7 protein-coding genes are annotated in these 19,258 nt (G+C 73.1%); 4 read left to right on the top strand and 3 right to left on the bottom strand.

The features are described 5' to 3' along the window. Positions 1 to 48: 48 nt before the first annotated feature. Together J5X86_RS04210 and J5X86_RS04205 are read left to right on the top strand one after the other, a co-directional pair. Complete coding sequence (locus J5X86_RS04210) at positions 49 to 1,134, top strand: S-(hydroxymethyl)mycothiol dehydrogenase (RefSeq protein ID WP_208515410.1); 1,086 nt, start codon at positions 49 to 51, stop codon at positions 1,132 to 1,134. After that, entirely contained in the window at positions 1,134 to 1,772 is a 639-nt protein-coding gene (locus tag J5X86_RS04205) for an MBL fold metallo-hydrolase (RefSeq protein ID WP_208515409.1), read from the top strand. Before J5X86_RS04210 ends, J5X86_RS04205 begins: the two co-directional genes overlap by 1 nt. A 132-nt stretch (positions 1,773 to 1,904) precedes the next feature. Here the strand turns inward: J5X86_RS04205 and J5X86_RS04200 are convergent, their stop codons facing one another. Both J5X86_RS04200 and J5X86_RS04195 read right to left on the bottom strand, forming a co-directional pair. Further along, positions 1,905 to 2,414, bottom strand: a complete 510-nt coding sequence (locus J5X86_RS04200) for a flavin reductase family protein (protein WP_208515408.1) — start codon at positions 2,412 to 2,414, stop codon at positions 1,905 to 1,907. 7 nt (positions 2,415 to 2,421) lie between these two features. After that, the gene (locus tag J5X86_RS04195; protein WP_208515407.1) at positions 2,422 to 16,821 is read right to left on the bottom strand and encodes a non-ribosomal peptide synthetase; all 14,400 of its coding nucleotides are present in this window, start codon (positions 16,819 to 16,821) and stop codon (positions 2,422 to 2,424) included. Between the two features lie 231 nt (positions 16,822 to 17,052). Between J5X86_RS04195 and J5X86_RS04190 the strand changes: the two genes are divergently transcribed. Beyond that, positions 17,053 to 17,427, top strand: coding sequence for a hypothetical protein (locus tag J5X86_RS04190; RefSeq protein ID WP_208515406.1), 375 nt, complete (start codon positions 17,053 to 17,055; stop codon positions 17,425 to 17,427). Continuing rightward, positions 17,424 to 17,900 carry a 3-hydroxyacyl-ACP dehydratase FabZ family protein gene (locus J5X86_RS04185; RefSeq protein ID WP_208515405.1) on the top strand — a complete coding sequence of 159 codons (477 nt, stop codon included), beginning with the start codon at positions 17,424 to 17,426 and terminating at the stop codon, positions 17,898 to 17,900. Before J5X86_RS04190 ends, J5X86_RS04185 begins: the two co-directional genes overlap by 4 nt. An 84-nt stretch (positions 17,901 to 17,984) precedes the next feature. Here J5X86_RS04185 and J5X86_RS04180 read toward each other — a convergent pair whose 3' ends face one another. Continuing rightward, the gene (locus J5X86_RS04180) at positions 17,985 to 19,250 is read right to left on the bottom strand and encodes a cytochrome P450 (protein ID WP_208515404.1); all 1,266 of its coding nucleotides are present in this window, start codon (positions 19,248 to 19,250) and stop codon (positions 17,985 to 17,987) included. Between the last annotated feature and the right edge of the window lie 8 nt (positions 19,251 to 19,258).

Genomic DNA, 19,258 nt, shown 5'->3' with positions numbered 1-19,258 from the left:
GCCCCGTCATCCCTGTCGTAGCCGGTGGTCGCCACTTACGCTGCTGTCATGACTCAACAGGTACGCGGCGTGGTAGCCCCCGGCAAGGGCGAGAAGGTCAGGATCGAGACGATCGTGGTGCCGGACGCCGGCCCCGGCGAAGCGGTGGTGCGGGTCCAGGCGTGCGGCGTCTGCCACACCGATCTGCACTACCGGGAGGGGGGGATCAACGATGAGTTCCCCTTCCTGCTCGGCCATGAGGCGGCGGGCATCGTGGAGTCGGTGGGCGAGGGCGTCACGGAGGTGGCCCCCGGCGACTTCGTGATCCTCAACTGGCGGGCCGTCTGCCACGAGTGCCGGGCCTGCCGCCGCGGCCGCCCCTGGTACTGCTTCAACACCCACAACGCGAAGCAGCCCATGACGCTGACCGACGGCACCGCGCTGACCCCGGCGCTCGGCATCGGCGCGTTCGCCGAGAAGACGCTGGTGGCCGCCGGGCAGTGCACCAAGGTCGACCCCTCGGCCTCGCCCGCCGCGGCCGGGCTGCTCGGCTGCGGCGTGATGGCCGGGATCGGCGCCGCGCTCAACACGGGCAATGTCCAGCGCGGTGACTCGGTCGCCGTGATCGGCTGCGGCGGTGTCGGCGCCGCCTCGGTCGCCGGGGCGCGGCTGGCCGGGGCCGCGAAGATCATCGCGGTGGATCTGGACGAGCGGAAGCTGGAGTGGGCCCGCTCGCTGGGCGCCACCCACACCCTCCACGCGGGCAGCGCCGATGTCGTCGAGGCCATCCGGGAGCTGACCGACGGCAACGGCGCGGACGTCGTCATCGAGGCGGTGGGCCGCCCCGAGACGTACCAGCAGGCGTTCTACGCCCGCGATCTGGCCGGCACGGTCGTCCTGGTCGGCGTCCCCACCCCCGAGATGAAGCTGGAGCTGCCGCTCCTGGACGTCTTCGGGCGCGGCGGGGCGCTCAAGTCCTCCTGGTACGGGGACTGTCTGCCGTCCCGCGACTTCCCCATGCTGATCGACCTCTACCAGCAGGGCCGCCTCGACCTGGACGCGTTCGTCAGCGAGACGATCGGGCTCGAGGACATCGAGGAGGCGTTCGCCAAGATGCACCGCGGTGAGGTGCTCCGCTCGGTGGTGATGTTCTGATGACCCCTCCGCCCGTACGCGTCGATCACCTCGTCACCTCCGGCACCTTCTCGCTGGACGGCGGCACCTGGGAGGTGGACAACAACGTGTGGCTGATCGGCGACGACCACGAGGTGTACGTGATCGACGCCGCGCATGACGCCGAAGCCATCGCGGACGCCATCGGCGACCGCCGGCTGCTCGGCATCATCTGCACCCACGGCCACGACGACCACATCGACGCGGCCCCGGCCCTCGCCGACCGCACCGGCGCGCCGATCCTGCTGCACCCCGAGGACGAGGTGCTGTGGCGGATGCGCCACCCGGACCGCGCCCCGGACAAGCCGCTGGCCGACGGCGACGTCCTCACCGTCGCGGGGACCGAGCTGCGGGTGCTGCACACCCCCGGCCACTCCCCCGGTGCGGTCTGTCTGCACGCCCCGGCGCTGACCACGGTCTTCTCCGGGGACACCCTCTTCCAGGGCGGCCCCGGCGCGACCGGGCGCTCCTACTCGTCCTTCCCGACGATCATCGAGTCGATCCGGGAGCGGCTGCTGACGCTGCCCCCGGAGACGGTGGTCCGCACCGGCCACGGCGACTCCACGGCCATCGGGGACGAGGCCCCGCACCTCGACGAGTGGATCGCGCGGGGGCACTGAGCCCCTGCCGGTCGAGAGGCCCACGAGCCCCCGCGGCCGAAAGGCCCACGCGCCGACACGACCAGCGGATCGCGCGGGGGCACGAGCCCCCGCGGTCGATCCGCCCCTCGGCCCCCGGCCCCGGGGCCGCGCTCACCAGACCGCGGCCCCGGGGGCCGTTTCGGCCACCGACACCGGGCGCTGGAAGGACCGGTCGTAGTAGACCAGCGGGGCGTCCTCGCCGACGTGGGCCGCCACGACCCGGCCGATGAGGACGGAGTGGTCGCCGCCGTCCACCACGCGGTGCAGTGCGCAGGCGACCCGGGCGACCGCGTCCGGGATGCCCGGCAGCCCCAGCTCCATCGGCAGGGTGTCCCCCGCCGCGAACCGGTCCACACCGGAGGCGGCGAAGCGCTTCGCGATGTCCGCCTGTCCCTCCGCCAGGATGTTGATCATGAAACTTCCGGCGGTGGTGAACGCCTCATGGGTGCTCGCGGTCTTGCCCAGGCAGATCAGCACCAGTGGCGGGGCCAGGGACAGCGAGCTGAACGAGCTGCCCGTGAACCCCCATCTGCGCCCGGACGCGTCGACCGTCGTGGCCACCGTCACGGGGGCGGGCACCCGGGCCATGGTCCGGGTGAACTCCTCAGAGGTGATGGTCATCGACGCTTCACCACTCGTCCTCCAGCAACTCGATCTCCTCCTGCTCCAGATCCGACAGGGCGAGGTCCGAGGGGGTGTGGCCGCCCGCGCCGGGTCCGGCCGCATGGAGCGCCATCCCCTCCAGGGCGCGCAGCCACGCCTCGCCGACCTCCCGTACCTCCGCCTCGGACAGCACATCCAGGGCGTAGGTCCACGTCACCATGAGCTCCGGGCCACCGGGGCGGTCGATGGTGACGGCGTTCAGCTCCAGTCCGTACGGAGTGCCCGGACCGTCGGCGCCGAGGTCGAGCCCGAGCGCCTCCGAGGCCGGGCGCCAGTCGCCCCCGGGCCCGTCGTGGAACTCGACCCGGCCCAGATAGTTGAAGCCGATCCGCGGCACGGCCGACCCGGCCAGTTCCGCGGCCGTCTCCCGGTCCAGATGGCGCAGCAGGCCGTAGCCGATCCCGGTACCGGGCACCGCGCGCAACTGTTCCTTGATCCGCTTGACCACCCGTCCGGTGGCCGGGCCGCCCGACCACAGGTCGCCCCACTGCACCTGGCCGGGGTCCAGCCGCACCGGGTGGAGGCTGGTGAACCAGCCCACCGTACGGGAGAGATCCACACCCCCGACGCTCTCGTCCCGGCCGTGGCCCTCCACGGCGACCAGTACCGAGGTGGCCGACGAGCCCAGCCTGCGGCGCCGGTCGGCGATCGCCAGCGCCAGCGCGCTCAGCAGCACGTCGTCCACACCGCAGTGGAACACCGACGGCACCTGGCCGAGCAGCGGCGCGGTCCGCGCGGCCGGCAGCGTCATGGTGACGCGGGCGACCGGTCCGGCCGGGTCGTGCCCGGAGGCCGACGCGGCTCCGTCTGGCTGGGCGTCCGTGGCCCTGCCTGACTGGGCGTCCGGGGCCCCGCCTGGCTGGGCGTCCGGGGCGCCGAGCTGGGCGTCCGGGGCGGACAGGATGTCCGTCCACAGCGGCAGTTCCGCCCGCCGTTCCGGCCTGCGCACCTCGGCCGCGAGCTGTTCGCTCCACCGGCGCACCGAGGTGCCCACCGGCGTGAGTTCCGGCTCCCGTCCGGCGGCGACGGCCGTCGCGATGTCGGCGAGGTCCCGCAGCAGGATCCGCCAGGACACCCCGTCGACCACCAGGTGGTGGGCGACGAGCAGCAGCCGTCCCGGCCGTCCGGGACCGGCGTCGAACCACACCGCGCGCAGCATCTCGCCGTCCCGGGGGGCCAGCTCCGCACGGGCCTCGGTGAGGGCGCGGTCGAACAGCGGGGGAAGATCCCCGGCCGCGGCTTCGGCGATGCCGACCCGGCGGACGCGGTCCGCGCAGGACACCGCCCCGGCCGGTGGCACGCTCAGCCGCCAGCCGCCCTCGTCGTCCTCGCCCAGCCGGGCGCGCAGCACATCGTGCCGGTCGTGCAGCGCCTGGAGCGCGGTGGTGAGCGTCGGCAGGTCCAGGCCCGCCGGGGTCCGGACGAGCATCGGCTGGCTGAAGGAGTCGATCGCACCGCCCCGCTCACGCAGCCAGTGCATGATCGGCGTGGGGGCGAACTCGCCGACGGGGTTGTCCGGTTCGCGGGAGACCGCGTCATCGAGCACCTCCGCCACCGCGGCGAGCCCGGCCACCGTCTTGTGCTCGAAGACGTCGTTGACGGCGAGGACCAGACCCGCCGCGCGGGCGCGGGCGATGAGCTGCATCGAGACGATGCTGTCGCCGCCCAGTTCGAAGAAGCTGTCGTCGATGCCGACCGAGGACAGCCGCAGCACCTCGGCGAAGACCGCGCACAGCGCCTCCTCGACCGGGTTCCGCGGGGGCCGCGAATCGGCCGCCGCGCCGAAGCTCGGCGCGGGCAGCGCCTTGCGGTCGAGCTTGCCGTTCGGGGTGAGCGGCAGCCGGTCCAGGACCACGAACGCGGACGGGATCATGTACTCCGGCAGCGACTCGCCGAGCGTCGTGCGCAGCAGTCCGGGATCCAGCGCCCCACCGGGGGTCCGCGGCACCACATAGGCGACCAGCCGCGCGCTGTCGCCCTGGTCGGCGCGGGCCAGCGCCACGGCCTGGCCGACCGCCTCATGGGCGGTCAGCACCGTCTCGATCTCACCGAGCTCGATCCGGAAACCGCGCACCTTCACCTGATGGTCGGCCCGGCCCGAGAACTCCAGTCGGCCGTCGGCGGTCCGGCGGACGATGTCGCCCGTGCGGTACATGCGCTCGCCGGGGCCGCCGAACGGGCAGGCCACGAACCGCTCCGCGGTCAGCGCGGGCCGGTTGTGGTAGCCCCGCACGACGCCCGCGCCGGCGATGTAGAGCTCGCCCGGCACGCCGGGGGCGACCGGCCGCAGCCGGTCGTCCAGCACATAGACCTGGGTGTTGGCGATCGGGGTGCCGATCGAGGGCACGCCGTGGCCGTCCATCAGGTCCGCGGCCGTCGACCAGATGGTGGTCTCGGTCGGTCCGTAGAGGTTGGTCAGCCCGGCGGCCGACGTACGCAGCCGCGTGGCCAGGGCCTCCGGCAGCGCCTCACCGCCGACCAGCACCCGCAGCCCGCGCACGCCCTCCGGCGACGCGGTGACCATGGCCTGCCACAGCGACGGCGTCGCCTGGACGATGCCCGCCCCGGTGTCCTCGGCCATCCGCAGCAGCGCGGCCGGGTCGCGCACGGTGTCCCGGTCGGCGATCACCACGCCCGCGCCGCACAGCAGCGGCAGATAGAGCTCCAGCGCCGCGATGTCGAACGACACCGTGGTGACCGCGAGCAGCCGGTCGGCGGGGCCGAGGCCGAACCGCTCGGCCATGTCGTCCAGGAAGTTGCTCAGCGCGCCGTGCGGGACGACCACGCCCTTCGGGCGGCCGGTCGAACCGGAGGTGTAGATGACATACGCCGGGTGGTCCGGCGAGCACACCACACCGGGCGCGGCCGTGGGCGCCGCCGCCAGCTCGGCGACGGTGGCCGGATCGTCCAGCACCAGCGCCGGTACGCCGGCGCCCACCGCACCACCGGTCGCGGCGGCCTCCTGCCCACCGCCGTCCCCGCCGCCCGCCATAAGCAGCGGCGCGGTGCCGGTGGTGACCAGGGCCAGCGCGGGGCGGGCGTCCTGGAGGGTGTAGCCGATCCGGTCCTTCGGATGCTCCGGGTCCAGCGGCAGATAGGCCGCCCCGGTCTTGAGCACGGCCAGCAGGGCGACGAGCAGGTCCGCGGAGCGCGGCAGCGCCACGGCCACCAGCCGCTCGGGGCCCACCCCGCGGGCGGTCAGCAGCGTGGCGAGCCGGTTCGCCCGCTCGTCAAGCTGGGCGTAGGTCAGCTCGACACCGCCGGAGACCACCGCGACGGCCGACGGGGTACGGGCGGCCTGCGCCTCGTACAGCTCGTGGACCCGGCGTGCGGGCAGCGGACGCGCGGTGTCGTTCCACTCGACCAGCACCCGCTCGCGCTCGGCCGCCGACAGCACGTCGACGTCGCTGATCCGCAGCCCCGGGTCAGCGGTCACCGCCTCCAGCACCTGGATCAGCCGCCGGACCAGCGTCTTCACGCTGTCCGCGTCGAACAGATCGGTGCTGTACTCGCAGACGCCGGACAGCGCGCCCGGCCGCTCCGGCCGTTCACCGAAGGCGAAGCTCAGATCGACCTTGGAGACGCCCAGGTCGACCAGCTCGGGCCGCAGGGTCAGCCCGCCCAGCGCGGTTTCAGCGGCCGGCATGTTCTGGACCATCAGCATGACCTGGAACAGCGGATGCCGGGCCAGGGACCGCTCCGGGTCGACCACCTCCACCAGTCGCTCGAACGGGAGGTCCTGGTGGGCGTAGGCGTCCAGCGCGGTGCGCCGCACCCGGTCCAGTAGCTGGTCGAACGTCGGGTCGCCCGAGGTGTCGGTGCGCAGCACCAGCGTGTTCAGGAAGACGCCGATCAGGTCCTCCAGGGCCTGGTCGGAGCGCCCGGCGATGGGGCTGCCGACCGGGATGTCCTCTCCTGCGCCCAGCTTGGTCAGCAGCAGGGCCAGCGCCGACTGCAGCACCATGAAGGTGCTGACCCCGCGGGCGCGGGCCAGCGCGGTGAGCCGGTCGTGCAGCCCGGGTTCGAGCGCGAAGTCCAGGGTGCGTCCGCGATGGCCGGCCACGGCCGGCCGGGGCCGGTCGGTGGGCAGGGTCAGCTCGTCCGGCAGCCCGGCGAGCGCCTGGCGCCAGTACGCCAGTTGGCGGGAGGCCAGGCTCTCCGGGTCGTCCTCGTCGCCGAGGTGGTCGCGCTGCCAGAGGGTGTAGTCGGCGTAGCTCAGCGGCAGCGGCGCCCAGTCCGGGGCCCGGTCGTCGCAGCGGGCGGCGTAGGCGGCCGACAGGTCGCGTACCAGCGGCGCCGTGGACCAGCCGTCGGTGGTGATGTGATGGATCACCAGGGCCAGGACGTGCTCGGTCTCGCCGAGCACGAACAGGCTGGTGCGCAGCGGGAGCTGGACGGTCAGGTCGAACCCCCGGGTGGCGGTCGCCTGGAGCTGCTCCGGCAGCGCGGCCTCGGTCGTCTCCACCACGGTCAGCGGTACCCGCACCGCGCCCGGTTCCCACACCTGCTGCCGGGGCGAGCCGTCGGTCTCGGGGAAGACCGTGCGCAGGCTCTCGTGCCGGCCGATCAGGTCGGACAGCGCGAGCTCCAGCGCCGCCCGGTCCAGCGCCCCGGACAGCCGGAGCACCACCGGCACGTTGTAGGTGGCGCTCGGTCCCTCCATCCGGTTGAGGAACCACAGCCTGCGCTGGGCGGACGACAGCGGGAGCACCTCGGGCCGCTCGCGGGCGGTCAGCGGCAGCCGCGCGGCCGCCTCCCCGCCCAGGGTCCTCGCCAGCGCCGCCACGGTCGGGGCCTCGAAGAGCGTGCGGACGGACAGCTCGACGGCCAGGACCGAACGGATCCGGTTGACGATCCTGGCCGCCAGCAGCGAATGGCCGCCCAGATCGAAGAAGTTGTCGTCCACTCCGACCGCGGGCACGCCGAGCACATCGGCGAACAGACCGCAGAGGATCTCCTCGCGGGGTGTGCCCGCCGCGCGGCCCGCCGACGCCGGCGCGTACTCCGGGGCGGGCAGCCCCTTGCGGTCGAGCTTGCCGCTGGCGTTCAAGGGCAGTGCCTCCAGCACCACGAACGCGGACGGCAGCATGTAGTCGGGCAGCGACCCGGCGAGCGTGTCGCGCAGCGGGCCCGGCTCCGGTGCCTCACCCGGGTCCTGCGGCACCACGTAGGCGACCAGCCGGCGTTCGCCGCTCCGGTCGTCCCGGGCCACCACCGCGCAGTCGGCCACGCCCTGGCAGGCCGACAGCGCGGCCGCGATCTCCCCCGTCTCGATCCGGAATCCCCGGATCTTCACCTGGTCATCCGCCCGGCCCAGATACTCCAGCAGACCGTCCACGGTCCAGCGCGCCAGATCACCGGTCCGGTACATGCGCGCACCATCACCGGCGAACGGATCGGCCACGAACCGCGACGCACTCAGCCCCGGCCGCTTCAGATACCCCTGCGCCACGCCGCCACCGGCCACGTACATCTCCCCCGCCACCCCTGGGGGCACCGGGCGCAGCGCACCGTCCAGCACATAGATCCGCAGGTCCGGAAGGCCCCGGCCGATGAGCGAGCCCGCGCCCGAGGCCGCCAGCTCCGCGTTCAACGGCAGATGGCTGACGTGGACCGTGGTCTCGGTGATGCCGTACATGTTCACCAGCAGCGGCGCACAGGCGGCGCCCGCACCGTGCCGTTCGTACCAGTCCGTCAACCGTCCCAGGTCCAGCGCCTCACCGCCGAACACCACATGGCGCAGCGCCAGCCGGTCGCCGGTCCCCGGATCCTCCCGGTCGGCGTTGACGAGCTGGTAGAACGCCGATGGCGTCTGGTTGAGGAAGGTCACCCCCTCATCCGCCAGCAGCCGCAGAAAACGCTCCGGCGCACGGGACACGTCGAACGGCACCACCACGAGCCGGCCGCCGTGCAGCAGCGGGCCCCACAGCTCCCACACCGAGAAGTCGAACGCGTACGAGTGGAACAGCGTCCACACATCGTCCGGGCCGAACGCGAACCACTGCCGCGTGTGCTCGAAGAGCCGCACCACATTGGTGTGCGAGACCACCACACCCTTGGGACGCCCCGTCGAACCCGACGTGTAGATCACGTACGCGGGTGCTTCCGGCACGAGCGGCGCGATCCGGTCGGCGTCCGTCAGGTCCGTACCCGGCAGCCCGGCGAGCCGGCCCGCGACCGCCTCATCGCCCAGCACCACCCGCGCCACGCCCTCCGGCAGCGGCACCTCGACCCGGGTGTCGGTCACCACGAGCGCCAGGTCCACGTCCGCGACCGTGTAGGCGATACGGTCCGCCGGATAGGAGGGGTCGATCGGCACATACGCGGCGCCCGACTTCACCACCGCCAGCAGCGCCACCACCAGGTCGATCGAGCGGGGCAGCACCAGGCCCACGAACCGGCCAGGCCCCGCGCCCTCCTCGACCAGCAACCGCGCCAGCGCGTTGGCCCGCTCGTTCAGCTCCCGGTACGTCGGGCCGTCCCCGCCCAGGGACACCGCCCGCGCACCGGGACACTCCCGCACCCGCGCCTCGAACAGCTCCGGAAGGGTGGCCACGACCTCACCGGCCGCATCCCCGTTCCACTCCACCAGCACCCGCCGGCGCTCCGCCTCGGAGAGGAGGTCGATCTCCGTCACGCGGACGGCCGGGTTGGCCGCCACCGTCTCCAGGAGGCGTACGAACCGGTCGGCCAGCGTCTGCGCGCCGGTCCGGTCGTACAGGTCAGTGTTGTAGACCAGCGTGCCGGTCATCCCGGCCGGGGAGCCGTCGGCGTGGAAGGTCTCGCCGATGGCGAAGTCGAGGTCGAACTTGGCCGTGCGGTTGTTGGCGGGGTGCAGCCTGGTGTCCAGACCGGGGAAGCGCAGCTGCAGCTCGGGGATGTTCTCGAAGGTCAGCATCGTCTGGAACAGCGGGTGCCGGGAGAGCGACCGGTCCGGGCTCAGGGTCTCCACCAGCAGGTCGAACGGCACCTCCTGGTGGGCGTAGGCGGCCAGGTCCGCTTCCCGGACCCGCTCGACCAGCTGCCGGAAGGTCGGATCGCCCGACACGTCGTTGCGCAGCACCAGCGTGTTGACGAAGAAGCCGATGCCGTCCACCAGGGACTCGTCGTTGCGGCCCGCGATGGCCGTGCCGATCGGGATGTCCTCGCCCGCGCCCAGCCGGGACAGCAGCCCGACCAGGCCCGCCTGCACCACCATGAAGAGGCTGGCGCCGCTGGAGCGGGCGATGTCGGTCAGCGCGGTCTGCAGCTCGGGGCTCAGGGACAGCGGCAGCCGGTCACCGTCGTTGCCGAGCACCGCCGGGCGGGGCCGGTCGGTGGGCAGCTCCAACTGTTCGGGCAGACCGGCCAGGGTCCGCTTCCAGTAGTCGAGCTGACGGCCCAGCAGGCTGTCCGGGCCGTCCTCGGCGCCCAGCAGCTCGGCCTGCCACAGCGTGTAGTCCGCGTACTGCACCGGCAGCGGCCGCCAGGTGGGGGCGGATCCGGTGCGCCGCGCGGTGTAGGCGGCGACCAGGTCGTCCACCAGCGGGCCGAAGGACCAGCCGTCGGCGACGATGTGGTGCACCACGATCAGGAAGACGTGCTCGGTGGGGCTCAGCACCAGCAGGTCCGCGCGGATCGGCAGTTCGGAGGCGAGGTCGAAACCGCGCCGCGCCACCTCCGACAGCGCCTCGTCCAGCCGCTCCTCGGCCACTTCGGAGACCCGGATCTCGGCCTGGGCCCCGTCGGCGTCCAGCACGACCTGGGAGGGCACACCGTCGCGGTCGGGGAAGAGGGTGCGCAGGCTCTCGTGCCGGGCGATGACGTCGTGCAGCGCGGTGTAGAGCGCGCCGCGGTCGAGCCGTCCGGTGAAGCGCAGCGACACCCCCAGGTTGTAGGTGCCGTCCGCGTGGTCCAGTTGGTTGATGAACCACAGTCCGCGCTGCGGGTACGCCAGCGGCACCAGTTCGGGGCGCTCCCGGGGCGTCAGCGGGGTGCGCGCCCCGGTGGCCCGGTCGACCAGCTTGGCCAGCTCGGCGACGGTCGGCGCGTCGAACAGGTCGCGCACCGCCACGTCGGCGCCCAGGACGGCCTGGATGCGCAGCACCAGCCGGGTGGCGAGCAGGGAGTGCCCGCCCAGGGAGAAGAAGTTGTCGTCCACCGACACCGAGGCCAGTTCGAGGATCTCGGCGAAGAGTCCGCACAGCACCTGCTCCTGCGGGGTCCGCGGCGCCTTGCCCGCTCCTTCGCCGGTGAGCTCCGGCTCCGGCAGCGCCTTGCGGTCGAGCTTGCCGTTGGGGGTGAGCGGAAGGGCGTCCAGGGCCAGCACGGCGGAGGGCACCATGTAGTCGGGCAGCGCCTCGGCGAGCTGGTCGCGCAGCGCGGTCGTATCGAGGCGGTGGCCGGGGGCGGGCACCGCGTAGGCGACCAGCCGCTTGTCCCCGGGGCGGTCCTCGCGCACGATCACGGCGGCGGAGGCGACACCGGGTTGGCGGGCGACCGCGGCCTCGACCTCACCGGGTTCGATCCGGAAGCCCCGGATCTTCACCTGGTCGTCGGCGCGGCCGGCGAACTCCAGCACCCCCTCGCCGGTCCAGCGGGCGAGGTCGCCCACCCGGTACATCCGGCTCCCCGCCGGACCGTACGGGTCGGCTACGAACCGTTCCGCGCTGAGCGCGGGCGCCCGCCAATAGCCGCGCGCCAGGCCCTCGCCGGCGATGTACAGCTCGCCGACGACGCCCGGCGGCACCCGGCGCAACTGGCCGTCCAGGACCTGGGCCCGGGTGTTGTCCAGCGGGGCACCGATCGGTACGACGTCGGGCACCTGGTCGGCGGAGGTCACCCGGTGGGCGGTGGCGAAGGAGGTGGTCTCGGTCGGGCCGTAGGTGTCCTTGAACACCATGCCGGGGAAGCGCTCGAGCAGGGCACGCACCGCCGTACCGGGCACGACGTCGCCGCCGGCCAGCAGCTCCCGCACACCGGTCAGGCAGTCCAGGTCGTTCTCTGCCACGACGCGGAACAGCCCGGCGGTCAGGTGCAGTCCGGTGATGCCGTGCTCGGCGATCATCCGGCGCAGGGTGCGGACGTCCATGTCCTGCGGCGGGGCGATGACCACTGTGCCGCCGGTGAGCAGCGGCACCCACAGCTCGTAGTTGGCGGCGTCGAAGGCGTGCGGCGCGTGCAGCAGCACCCGGCGGTGGGCGTCGGCGGCGAAGCAGCCGTCCAGGGCGAACGCCAGCAGATCGCGGTGGGTGACCGCGACGCCCTTGGGGCGGCCGGTCGAGCCGGAGGTGAACATCACATACGCGAGCCGCTCGGAGTGAACGGCCACCGCGGGAGGCTGGTCCGGATCGCCGGTCAGGTCGGCGAGGTCGTCGAGGTCGCCGTCCACCACGACGGTGGTGGCCCGGTGGGTGAACTCCAGCTCCGGCTGGGCCAGGTCGACGAGCAGCACCGACGGTTCGGTCCGCTCCATCACCTGCTCCCAGCGGCTCTGCGGGGCGCGCGAGTCCAGCGGCACATACGCGGCACCGGCCTTGAGCACGGCGAGCAGGGAGACGACGAGCTCCACCGAGCGCTGCTGGAGCACGGCCACCCGCGCCTCCGGGCCGACGCCCACGGCGAGCAGCCGGTGCGCGAGCCGGTTGGCGCGCGTCTCCAGCTCCCGGTAGCTGATCTCGGTGCCGTCGGCGGCGATGAGCGCGGCCGCGTCCGGGGCGGCGGCCACCCGCTCGGCGAACCGGGCGGGTACCGAGCCGGTGAGCGCGGGCACTTCGCGGACCGCACCGGCCCACTCCACGGCCAGCCGGCGGGTCTCCTCGGGCGCCAGGACGTCGATCTCGGCGATGCTCGTCCCGGGCCGGGCGACGGCCGACTCCAGCACCTTCAGGAACCGCCGCACCATCCGGCGCACGGTCTCGGCGTCGTACAGATCGGTGGCGTACAGCACCTGTCCGCCGATCCCGGCGGGCGCTCCCGCCTCGTCCCGACGCTCGCTGAAGTCGAATTGCAGGTCGAACTTGGCGATGGTGAGGTCGCCCGGGGCCACCGAGGCGGTCAGCCCGGGCAGGTCCAGCGTGCGGTCCGGGTGGTCCTGCATGCTCAGCAGGATCTGGAACAGCGGGTGCCGGGACCGCGAGCGGTCCGGGTTGAGCACCTCGACCAGCCGCTCGAACGGCACGTCCTGATGTGCGTAGGCCGCCAGGTCGGCCCGGCGGACCCGGTCGACGAGGTCGGTGAACGACGGCCGCCCGGAGGTGTCGGTGCGCAGCACCAGCGTGTTGACGAAGAACCCGACCATGTCGTCCAGGGCCTCGTCGGTCCGTCCGGCGATCGGGCTGCCGACCGGGATGTCGTCGCCCGCGCCGAGCTTGGACAGCAGCACGGCCAGCGCCGCCTGGAGCACCATGAACACGCTGGCGCCGCCGGCATGGGCGACGGCGAGCAGCTCACGGTGGAGTTCGGGGCCGATCTCGCAGTCCAGTACGGCGCCGCGGTGGCTCGCCACGGCGGGCCGGGGCCGGTCGGCGGGCAGGGCCAGTTCCTCGGGGAGACCGGCCAGCGCGCTCTTCCAGTACGCGAGCTGACGGGCCAGCGCACTGGTCTCGTCGGAGTCCTCGCCCAGCAGCGACCGCTGCCACAGGGTGTAGTCGGCGTAGGAGACCGGCAACGGCTCCCAGCCGGGGGCCCGGCCGTCGCAGCGGGCGGTGTAGGCGGCCGACAGATCGCGCACCAGCGGCGCCAGGGACCAGCCGTCCCCGGCGATGTGGTGGACGACGACGGACAGCACATGCTCGCCGCCGCCGAGGTGGAACAGCTCGGCGCGCAGCGGCAGTTCGGCGGCGAGCTGGAAGCTGTGGCTCGCGGCCGTCGCGAGGGCGGCGGGCAGGTCCGCGGCGGTGACCTCGGACGCGTACGGCAGCGGCGGCAGTTCCTCGGCGGCCACCAGATGCTGCCGGGGCTCACCCGCCGTGTCGGGGAAGACGGTGCGCAGGCTCTCGTGCCGCAGCAGCACATCGCGCAGCGCCGCCCGCAGCGCCGCGACGTCCAGGTCGCCGGACATCCGCAGCAGGAAGGGGATGTTGTACGTGGGGTTGGGGCCGTCGAGCCGGTCGAGGAACCACAGCCGGGCCTGGGCGAACGACAGCGGCATGGGGTCGGGCCGGTCCACCGGGACCAGCGCGGTCCGCGCCGCCCGCGCGGTGTCCAGCAGTTCGGCGAGCGCGGCCACGGTGGGCCGGTCGAACACCTCGTGCACGGCGAGTTCCACGCCGAGCACGGAGCGGGCCCGGCCGGCGAGCCGGGTGGCGGCCAGCGAATGGCCGCCGAGGGCGAAGAAGTTGTCGTCCACCCCGACCCGGGGCACGCCGAGCACCTCGGCGAACAGCCCGGCGAGCACCTGCTCGCCCGGGGTGCGGGCGTCGCGTCCGGCCGCCCCGCCGGCCACCTCGGGCTCCGGCAGCGCCCGAGCGTCGAGCTTGCCGCTGGGGGTCAGGGGCAGCGCGGGCAGGGTGACGAACGCGGCGGGCAGCATGTAGTCCGGCAGCGACTCGCCGAGCTTCTTGCGCAGCAGTCCGGGATCCAGCGCCTCACCGGGGGCCTGCGGCACCACATACGCCACCAGTCGGCGCTCACCGCCCCGGTCGTCGCGGGCGACCACGGCGCAGTCGGCGACGCCCTGGCAGGCCGACAGCGCGGCCGCGATCTCGCCGGTCTCGATCCGGAATCCCCGGATCTTCACCTGGTCGTCGGCGCGGCCCAGGTACTCCAGCAGCCCGTCGGCGTTCCAGCGCGCCAGGTCACCGGTGCGGTACATCCGGCTGCCGTCGCCCGCGAACGGGTCGGCCACGAACCGGGAGGCGCTCAGGCCGGGCCGCTTCAGATAGCCCTGCGCGACACCGGCGCCCGCCACGTACATCTCCCCGGCCACGCCCGGGGGAGCCGGGCGCAGCGCGCCGTCCAGCACCCGCACCCGCAGATCGGGGATGCCCCGGCCGATCAGCGAACCGGCGCCCGCGGCGGCGAGTTCGGGGTCCAGGGCGAGATGGCTGACGTGCACGGTGGTCTCGGTGATGCCGTACATGTTGACCAGCAGCGGTGCGCAGGTGGCGCCCTCGCCGTGCCGTTCGTACCAGTCGGCCAGCCGCCCCAGGTCCAGCGCCTCACCTCCGAACACCACATGGCGCAGCGCCAGCCGGTCGCCGGTCGCCGGGTCCTCCCGGTCGGCGTTGACGAGCTGGTAGAAGGCCGACGGGGTCTGGTTGAGGAAGGTCACCCGCTCGTCCGCCAGCAGCCGCAGGAAGCGCTCCGGCGACCGCGACACCTCGAACGGGACCACCACGAGCCGCCCGCCGTGCAGCAGCGGACCCCACAGCTCCCATACCGAGAAGTCGAAGGCGTAGGAGTGGAACAGGGTCCACACCTCGTCGGCGCCGAACGGGAACCACCGGCGGGTGGCGGCGAACAGCCGGACCACGTTCCGGTGGGAGACCACGACGCCCTTGGGGCGCCCGGTGGAACCGGAGGTGTAGATGACGTACGCGGGGGCGAGGGGCAGCAGGGGCGAGGGCCGGTCGGCGTCCGTCAGATCGGTGCCGGGCAGGGCGGCGAGCCGCGCCCGCACCTCCTCGTCGCCCAGCACCACCCGCTCCACGCCCTCCGGGAGCGCCACCTCGGCCCGGGTGTCCGTCACCAGCAGGGTCAGGTCCACATCGGAGACGGTGTACGCGATCCGGTCCGCCGGATACGCGGGGTCGATGGGCACATAGGCGGCGCCCGACTTCACCACCGCCAGCAGCGCCACCACCAGGTCGATCGAGCGGGGCAGCACCAGGCCCACGAACCGGCCGGGCCCGGCGCCCCGCGCGACCAGCAGCCGGGCCAGCGCGTTCGCCCGCGCGTTCAGCTCGGCGTAGGTCAGCGTGTCCGCGCCGAGGGACACCGCGGGCGCCTCGGGGCACTCCCGCACCCGCGCCTCGAACAGCTCGGTGAGGGTGGCGGTGGCGGCCCGGTCGCCGTCCGGCTGCGCGGAAAGCGCGGCGGTGGCGGCCTGGGCCGCGTCGCCGGCGAAGTCCACCAGCACCTGCCGGCGCTCGGCCTCGGTGGCGATGTCCAGCAGGCCCAGCGGCCGGTCCGGCGCGCCGGTGGCCAGGGCGCGCAGCAGCCCGGTCAGCCGCTCGCCGTGGCGCTCCACCTCGGCAGGGGAGTACAGCTCGGGGCTGGCGTTGAGCTCCACCCGCAGCCCGCCGTCGCCCGCCCGGTTGTCGACGACGACGGTCAGATCGTCGTCGTGGCCGATGGTCAGGTTGTGCACCACGCCCGGGTGGCCGCCGAAGTCCAGGTCGTAGTCGAACATGATGATGTTGACGCGGGGGCCGACCAGGCGCCTGCCGTCGGCCAGCGCGCCGACGTCGCGGCGCAGTTCCTCATAGCGGTAGCGCTGGTGGCGCAGGGCGCCGCGCATCCGCCGGGAGACCTGGCCCAGCAGCTCGGCGACGGTGTCCCCGGGCCGTACGGACAGCCGCAGCGGCACCAGGTTGGACACCATGCCGGGCACGTTCGCGGCGTCGCCGCCGGGCCGGGCCGCGACCGGGAGGGCGAGGACGACATCGGTGCGGCCGGTGATCCGGTGCAGATACAGCGCCTGGGCGGCGACGGCCACCGTCGGCCAGGCCGTACCTACCTCGCGGGCCAGCGACCGGATCGACTCGACGGCGGCCGGCTCCAGTGTGGACACGACGCGCAGCAGCGGGCCGTCCGGATAGCGGGTGGGCTGTGCGGTCAGGCCCTGGGCCTCGGGGCGGTCGGCCAACTGCTCGGCCCAGTACCCCCGGTCGCGGGCGATCTCCTCGGACCCGCCGTACGCGGCGTCGGCCTCGATGAGCTCCCGCAGCCCGCCGTGGCCGGACTCCGGGCACCGCTCCCCCGCCGCGGCGGCCGAGTACACGGCGGCGACCCGGCGCGCGACCATGCCCACGCTCAGGCCGTCCAGCGCGATGTGGTGATGGCGCTGGTACCAGACGTACCGCTCGTCGGCGAGCCGGAACAGCGCGAAGGTGAACAGCGGACCGGCTGTGAGGTCCACCGGCCGCCGCTGGTCGGCCGACGTCCAGTCGCGCACGGCGGCTTCCGGATCGTCCGCTCCGGACACGTCCACGAGGTGGAACGGCCAGTCGAGTCCGGGCGCCACCACCTGGTAGGGGCCGTCGGCGTCCTCGCCGAAGGACACCCGCAGGGCCTCGGTCTCGTCCACCACCCGCCGCAGGGCGGCCTCGAACAGCCCGGTGTCGACGGGGCCCTGGATGTCCACCCGCTCCGCCAGGCCGAAGAGCGGATTGGCGGAATCGCCCTGGACGGCGTACCAGATTCCCCGCTGGCCGTCGGTCAAGCGGAATCGAACACCCTGCGGGAGAGACATGCACTCACTCCACATTCGATGGGAGAAAGGAGACGGTCGGCTGAACAGCCTTCACGGTTCGCAGCCTGTCCGACGCCCGTGAGGTGCGACAACGACAGTGCAAAGAATTGAGTACGTGGCCGGGAGGCGTAGCGGGGCTTCCGATTTGAACTATTCGAGGCGATGTAGGCGCCGCCCCTCACCAAGGGCACCCTGTGAGCCATGAACGTCAGACGGCAGGATGCCGAGCACCGCGAGCGGGCCCCGATGGCGTTGACCGCCGAGGTCACCCACACCACATGTCTCGAGATGTTGCTCGCGGCCCCCTGCCCGGACTTCCCCGTCCTGCCCGGGGTGTGCGTCCTGGAGTATCTGCGGGCGAGCGCCGAGGCCAATCTGCCCGCCCCGGGCCTGCACTGGCGCGCGGTGGACCGGGTGCGGTTCCTGTCCGCCGTCTTCCCCGGTGAGGAGCTGACGGTCCGGCTGACCTGGCAGCGGTCGGGCGAGGACGCGTGGACCGGGCTGGTCACCGCGAGCACCGTGCGCGGCACGGCGGCCTCCGCCCGGTTGCGCTACGCCGGGGAGGCGGACCAGTGATCGAACTCGACGGGGTGCGCCGGCTGCTGCCGCGCCGCCGCCCCATGCTGCTCGTGGACCGGGTGCTGGACGTCGTCCCCGGCGAGCGGATCGTCGCGACGAAGGCCGTCACCTGCAATGAGCCGTGGTACGCGCGGCTCGCCGAAGGCACCCCCGCCGAACAGCTCGGCTATCCGACGGCTCTGGTGATCGAGTCATGGGGCCAGGCCGCCGGGATTCTGGCGCGGCTGAGCGGTGAGCTGCCCGAGGGCATGATGCTGCTCGCCGCGATGAACGACGTCCTGGTGCACCGCACGGTCATGCCCGGAGTGCTGCTGGAGCACCGGGCGAGGATCGTCAGATCCCTCGGTGACCATCTGATCTTCGAGGGGGAGAGCGTGGTGGACGGGGACACGGTGGTGTCCATCGGGCAGATGGTGATGGCGTTCCGCCCCGCGAGCGCGCTGTTCCCGCCGGACGAGGACGGGCGCTGAACCGACGGGGCGCTGCACCACTGACACCGGGCCGCCAGGTGCTCCCGCGGGGAGGCACCTGGCGGCCCGGTGTCGCAACGGCACTCAGGAGTCGGCGGTGGCCAGCCCCGCCTCGTCCGGCCGGAACCGGACCGGCAGGGTCGACATCCCGGTCATCAGATTGGAGTGGATCCGGCGCGGCTCACCGGTGAGCTCGATACCGTCGCTGAAGGTCCGCATCGCGTCCAGCATCTCCTTCACCTCCACCCGCGCCAGATAGGCGCCGAGGCAGAAGTGCGGACCGTAGCCGAAGGTGATGTGCTTGTTCGGCGAACGGCCGAGGTCCAGGACGTACGGGTCATCGAAGACCGACTCGTCGCGGTTGGCCGAGGTGTTCCACAGCGTCACCACGTCGCCCGCCTTGATGGTCCCCCCGGCCATCTCGATGTCGACCAGCGCGGTACGGCCGAAGTTCATCGCGGGGGTGGCCCAGCGCAGCGCCTCCTCGGTGGCCGACTCCAGCGTCACCGAGCCCTCCTTGAGCCGCTTCCACTGCTCCGGCTCACGGCTGAGGCTGTAGAGGGAGTCGATCATCGTGAGCCGGCTGGTCTCATCGCCGCCCAGGATGAGGCTGTAGCAGTTGAAGACGATGTCCTGATCGGTCAGCGGCACGCCGTCGATCTCACTGGCGGTGAGCGTGCTGATCACGTCGTCCTGCGGATCGGCGCGCCGCTCGGCGACCAGGTCGCTGAAGTACAGCAGGATCTCGTTGCGCGCCAGGAACGCCTCCTCCGGGGCCTGGTCCGCCTCGTCCGAGCTGAGCGAGGACTTGGTCAGGCCCAGCAGATAGGAGTGGTCCTTCACCGGCACCCCGAGCAGACCGCCCACGGTGGTCAGCGGGATCACCGAGGCCACCTCGGCCGCGAAGTCCCCCTCCCCCCGGCGGACCGCGTCGGCGATCATCCGGCGGGCGTTGACCCGGACCAGCTCCGCGACCTTGGACAGGGCTCGCGGCGAGAACGCCTTGAGCATCACGTTGCGCAGGTCCTTGTGGCGCCGGCCGTCGGTCACCGCCAGCATCTGGCCGGCGGCCGAGTCGCCGCCCGCCAGCAGCGTCACCAGGACGTTGCCCTTCTCCGAGGTGAGCCGCTGGTTGTCCCGGTAGAGCGCCATCACGTCGGCGTAGCGGCTGACCACCCAGAAGCCGGGTGTGCCGTCGACCGGCGGATGCCAGTGCAGCGGGTGGTCGGCGCGCAGCCGGCGCCAGTACGCGTCCATGTCGTGCTCGAGGTAGGTCCGGGTATCGACCAGGTTGATGGCCGAGATCTCCTCCGGTATCTCGTCGTGGCTCGTCGCTGTCTGCACGCTCATCTCTCCAC

Origin of the sequence: Streptomyces sp. NEAU-YJ-81 (assembly GCF_017592595.1) — a bacterium.
GTDB classification, from domain to species: Bacteria; Actinomycetota; Actinomycetes; order Streptomycetales; family Streptomycetaceae; genus Streptomyces; species Streptomyces hygroscopicus_B.
The sequence above is the reverse complement of the archived record's forward strand: the minus strand, read 5'-3'. Positions and strand labels throughout refer to the sequence as shown.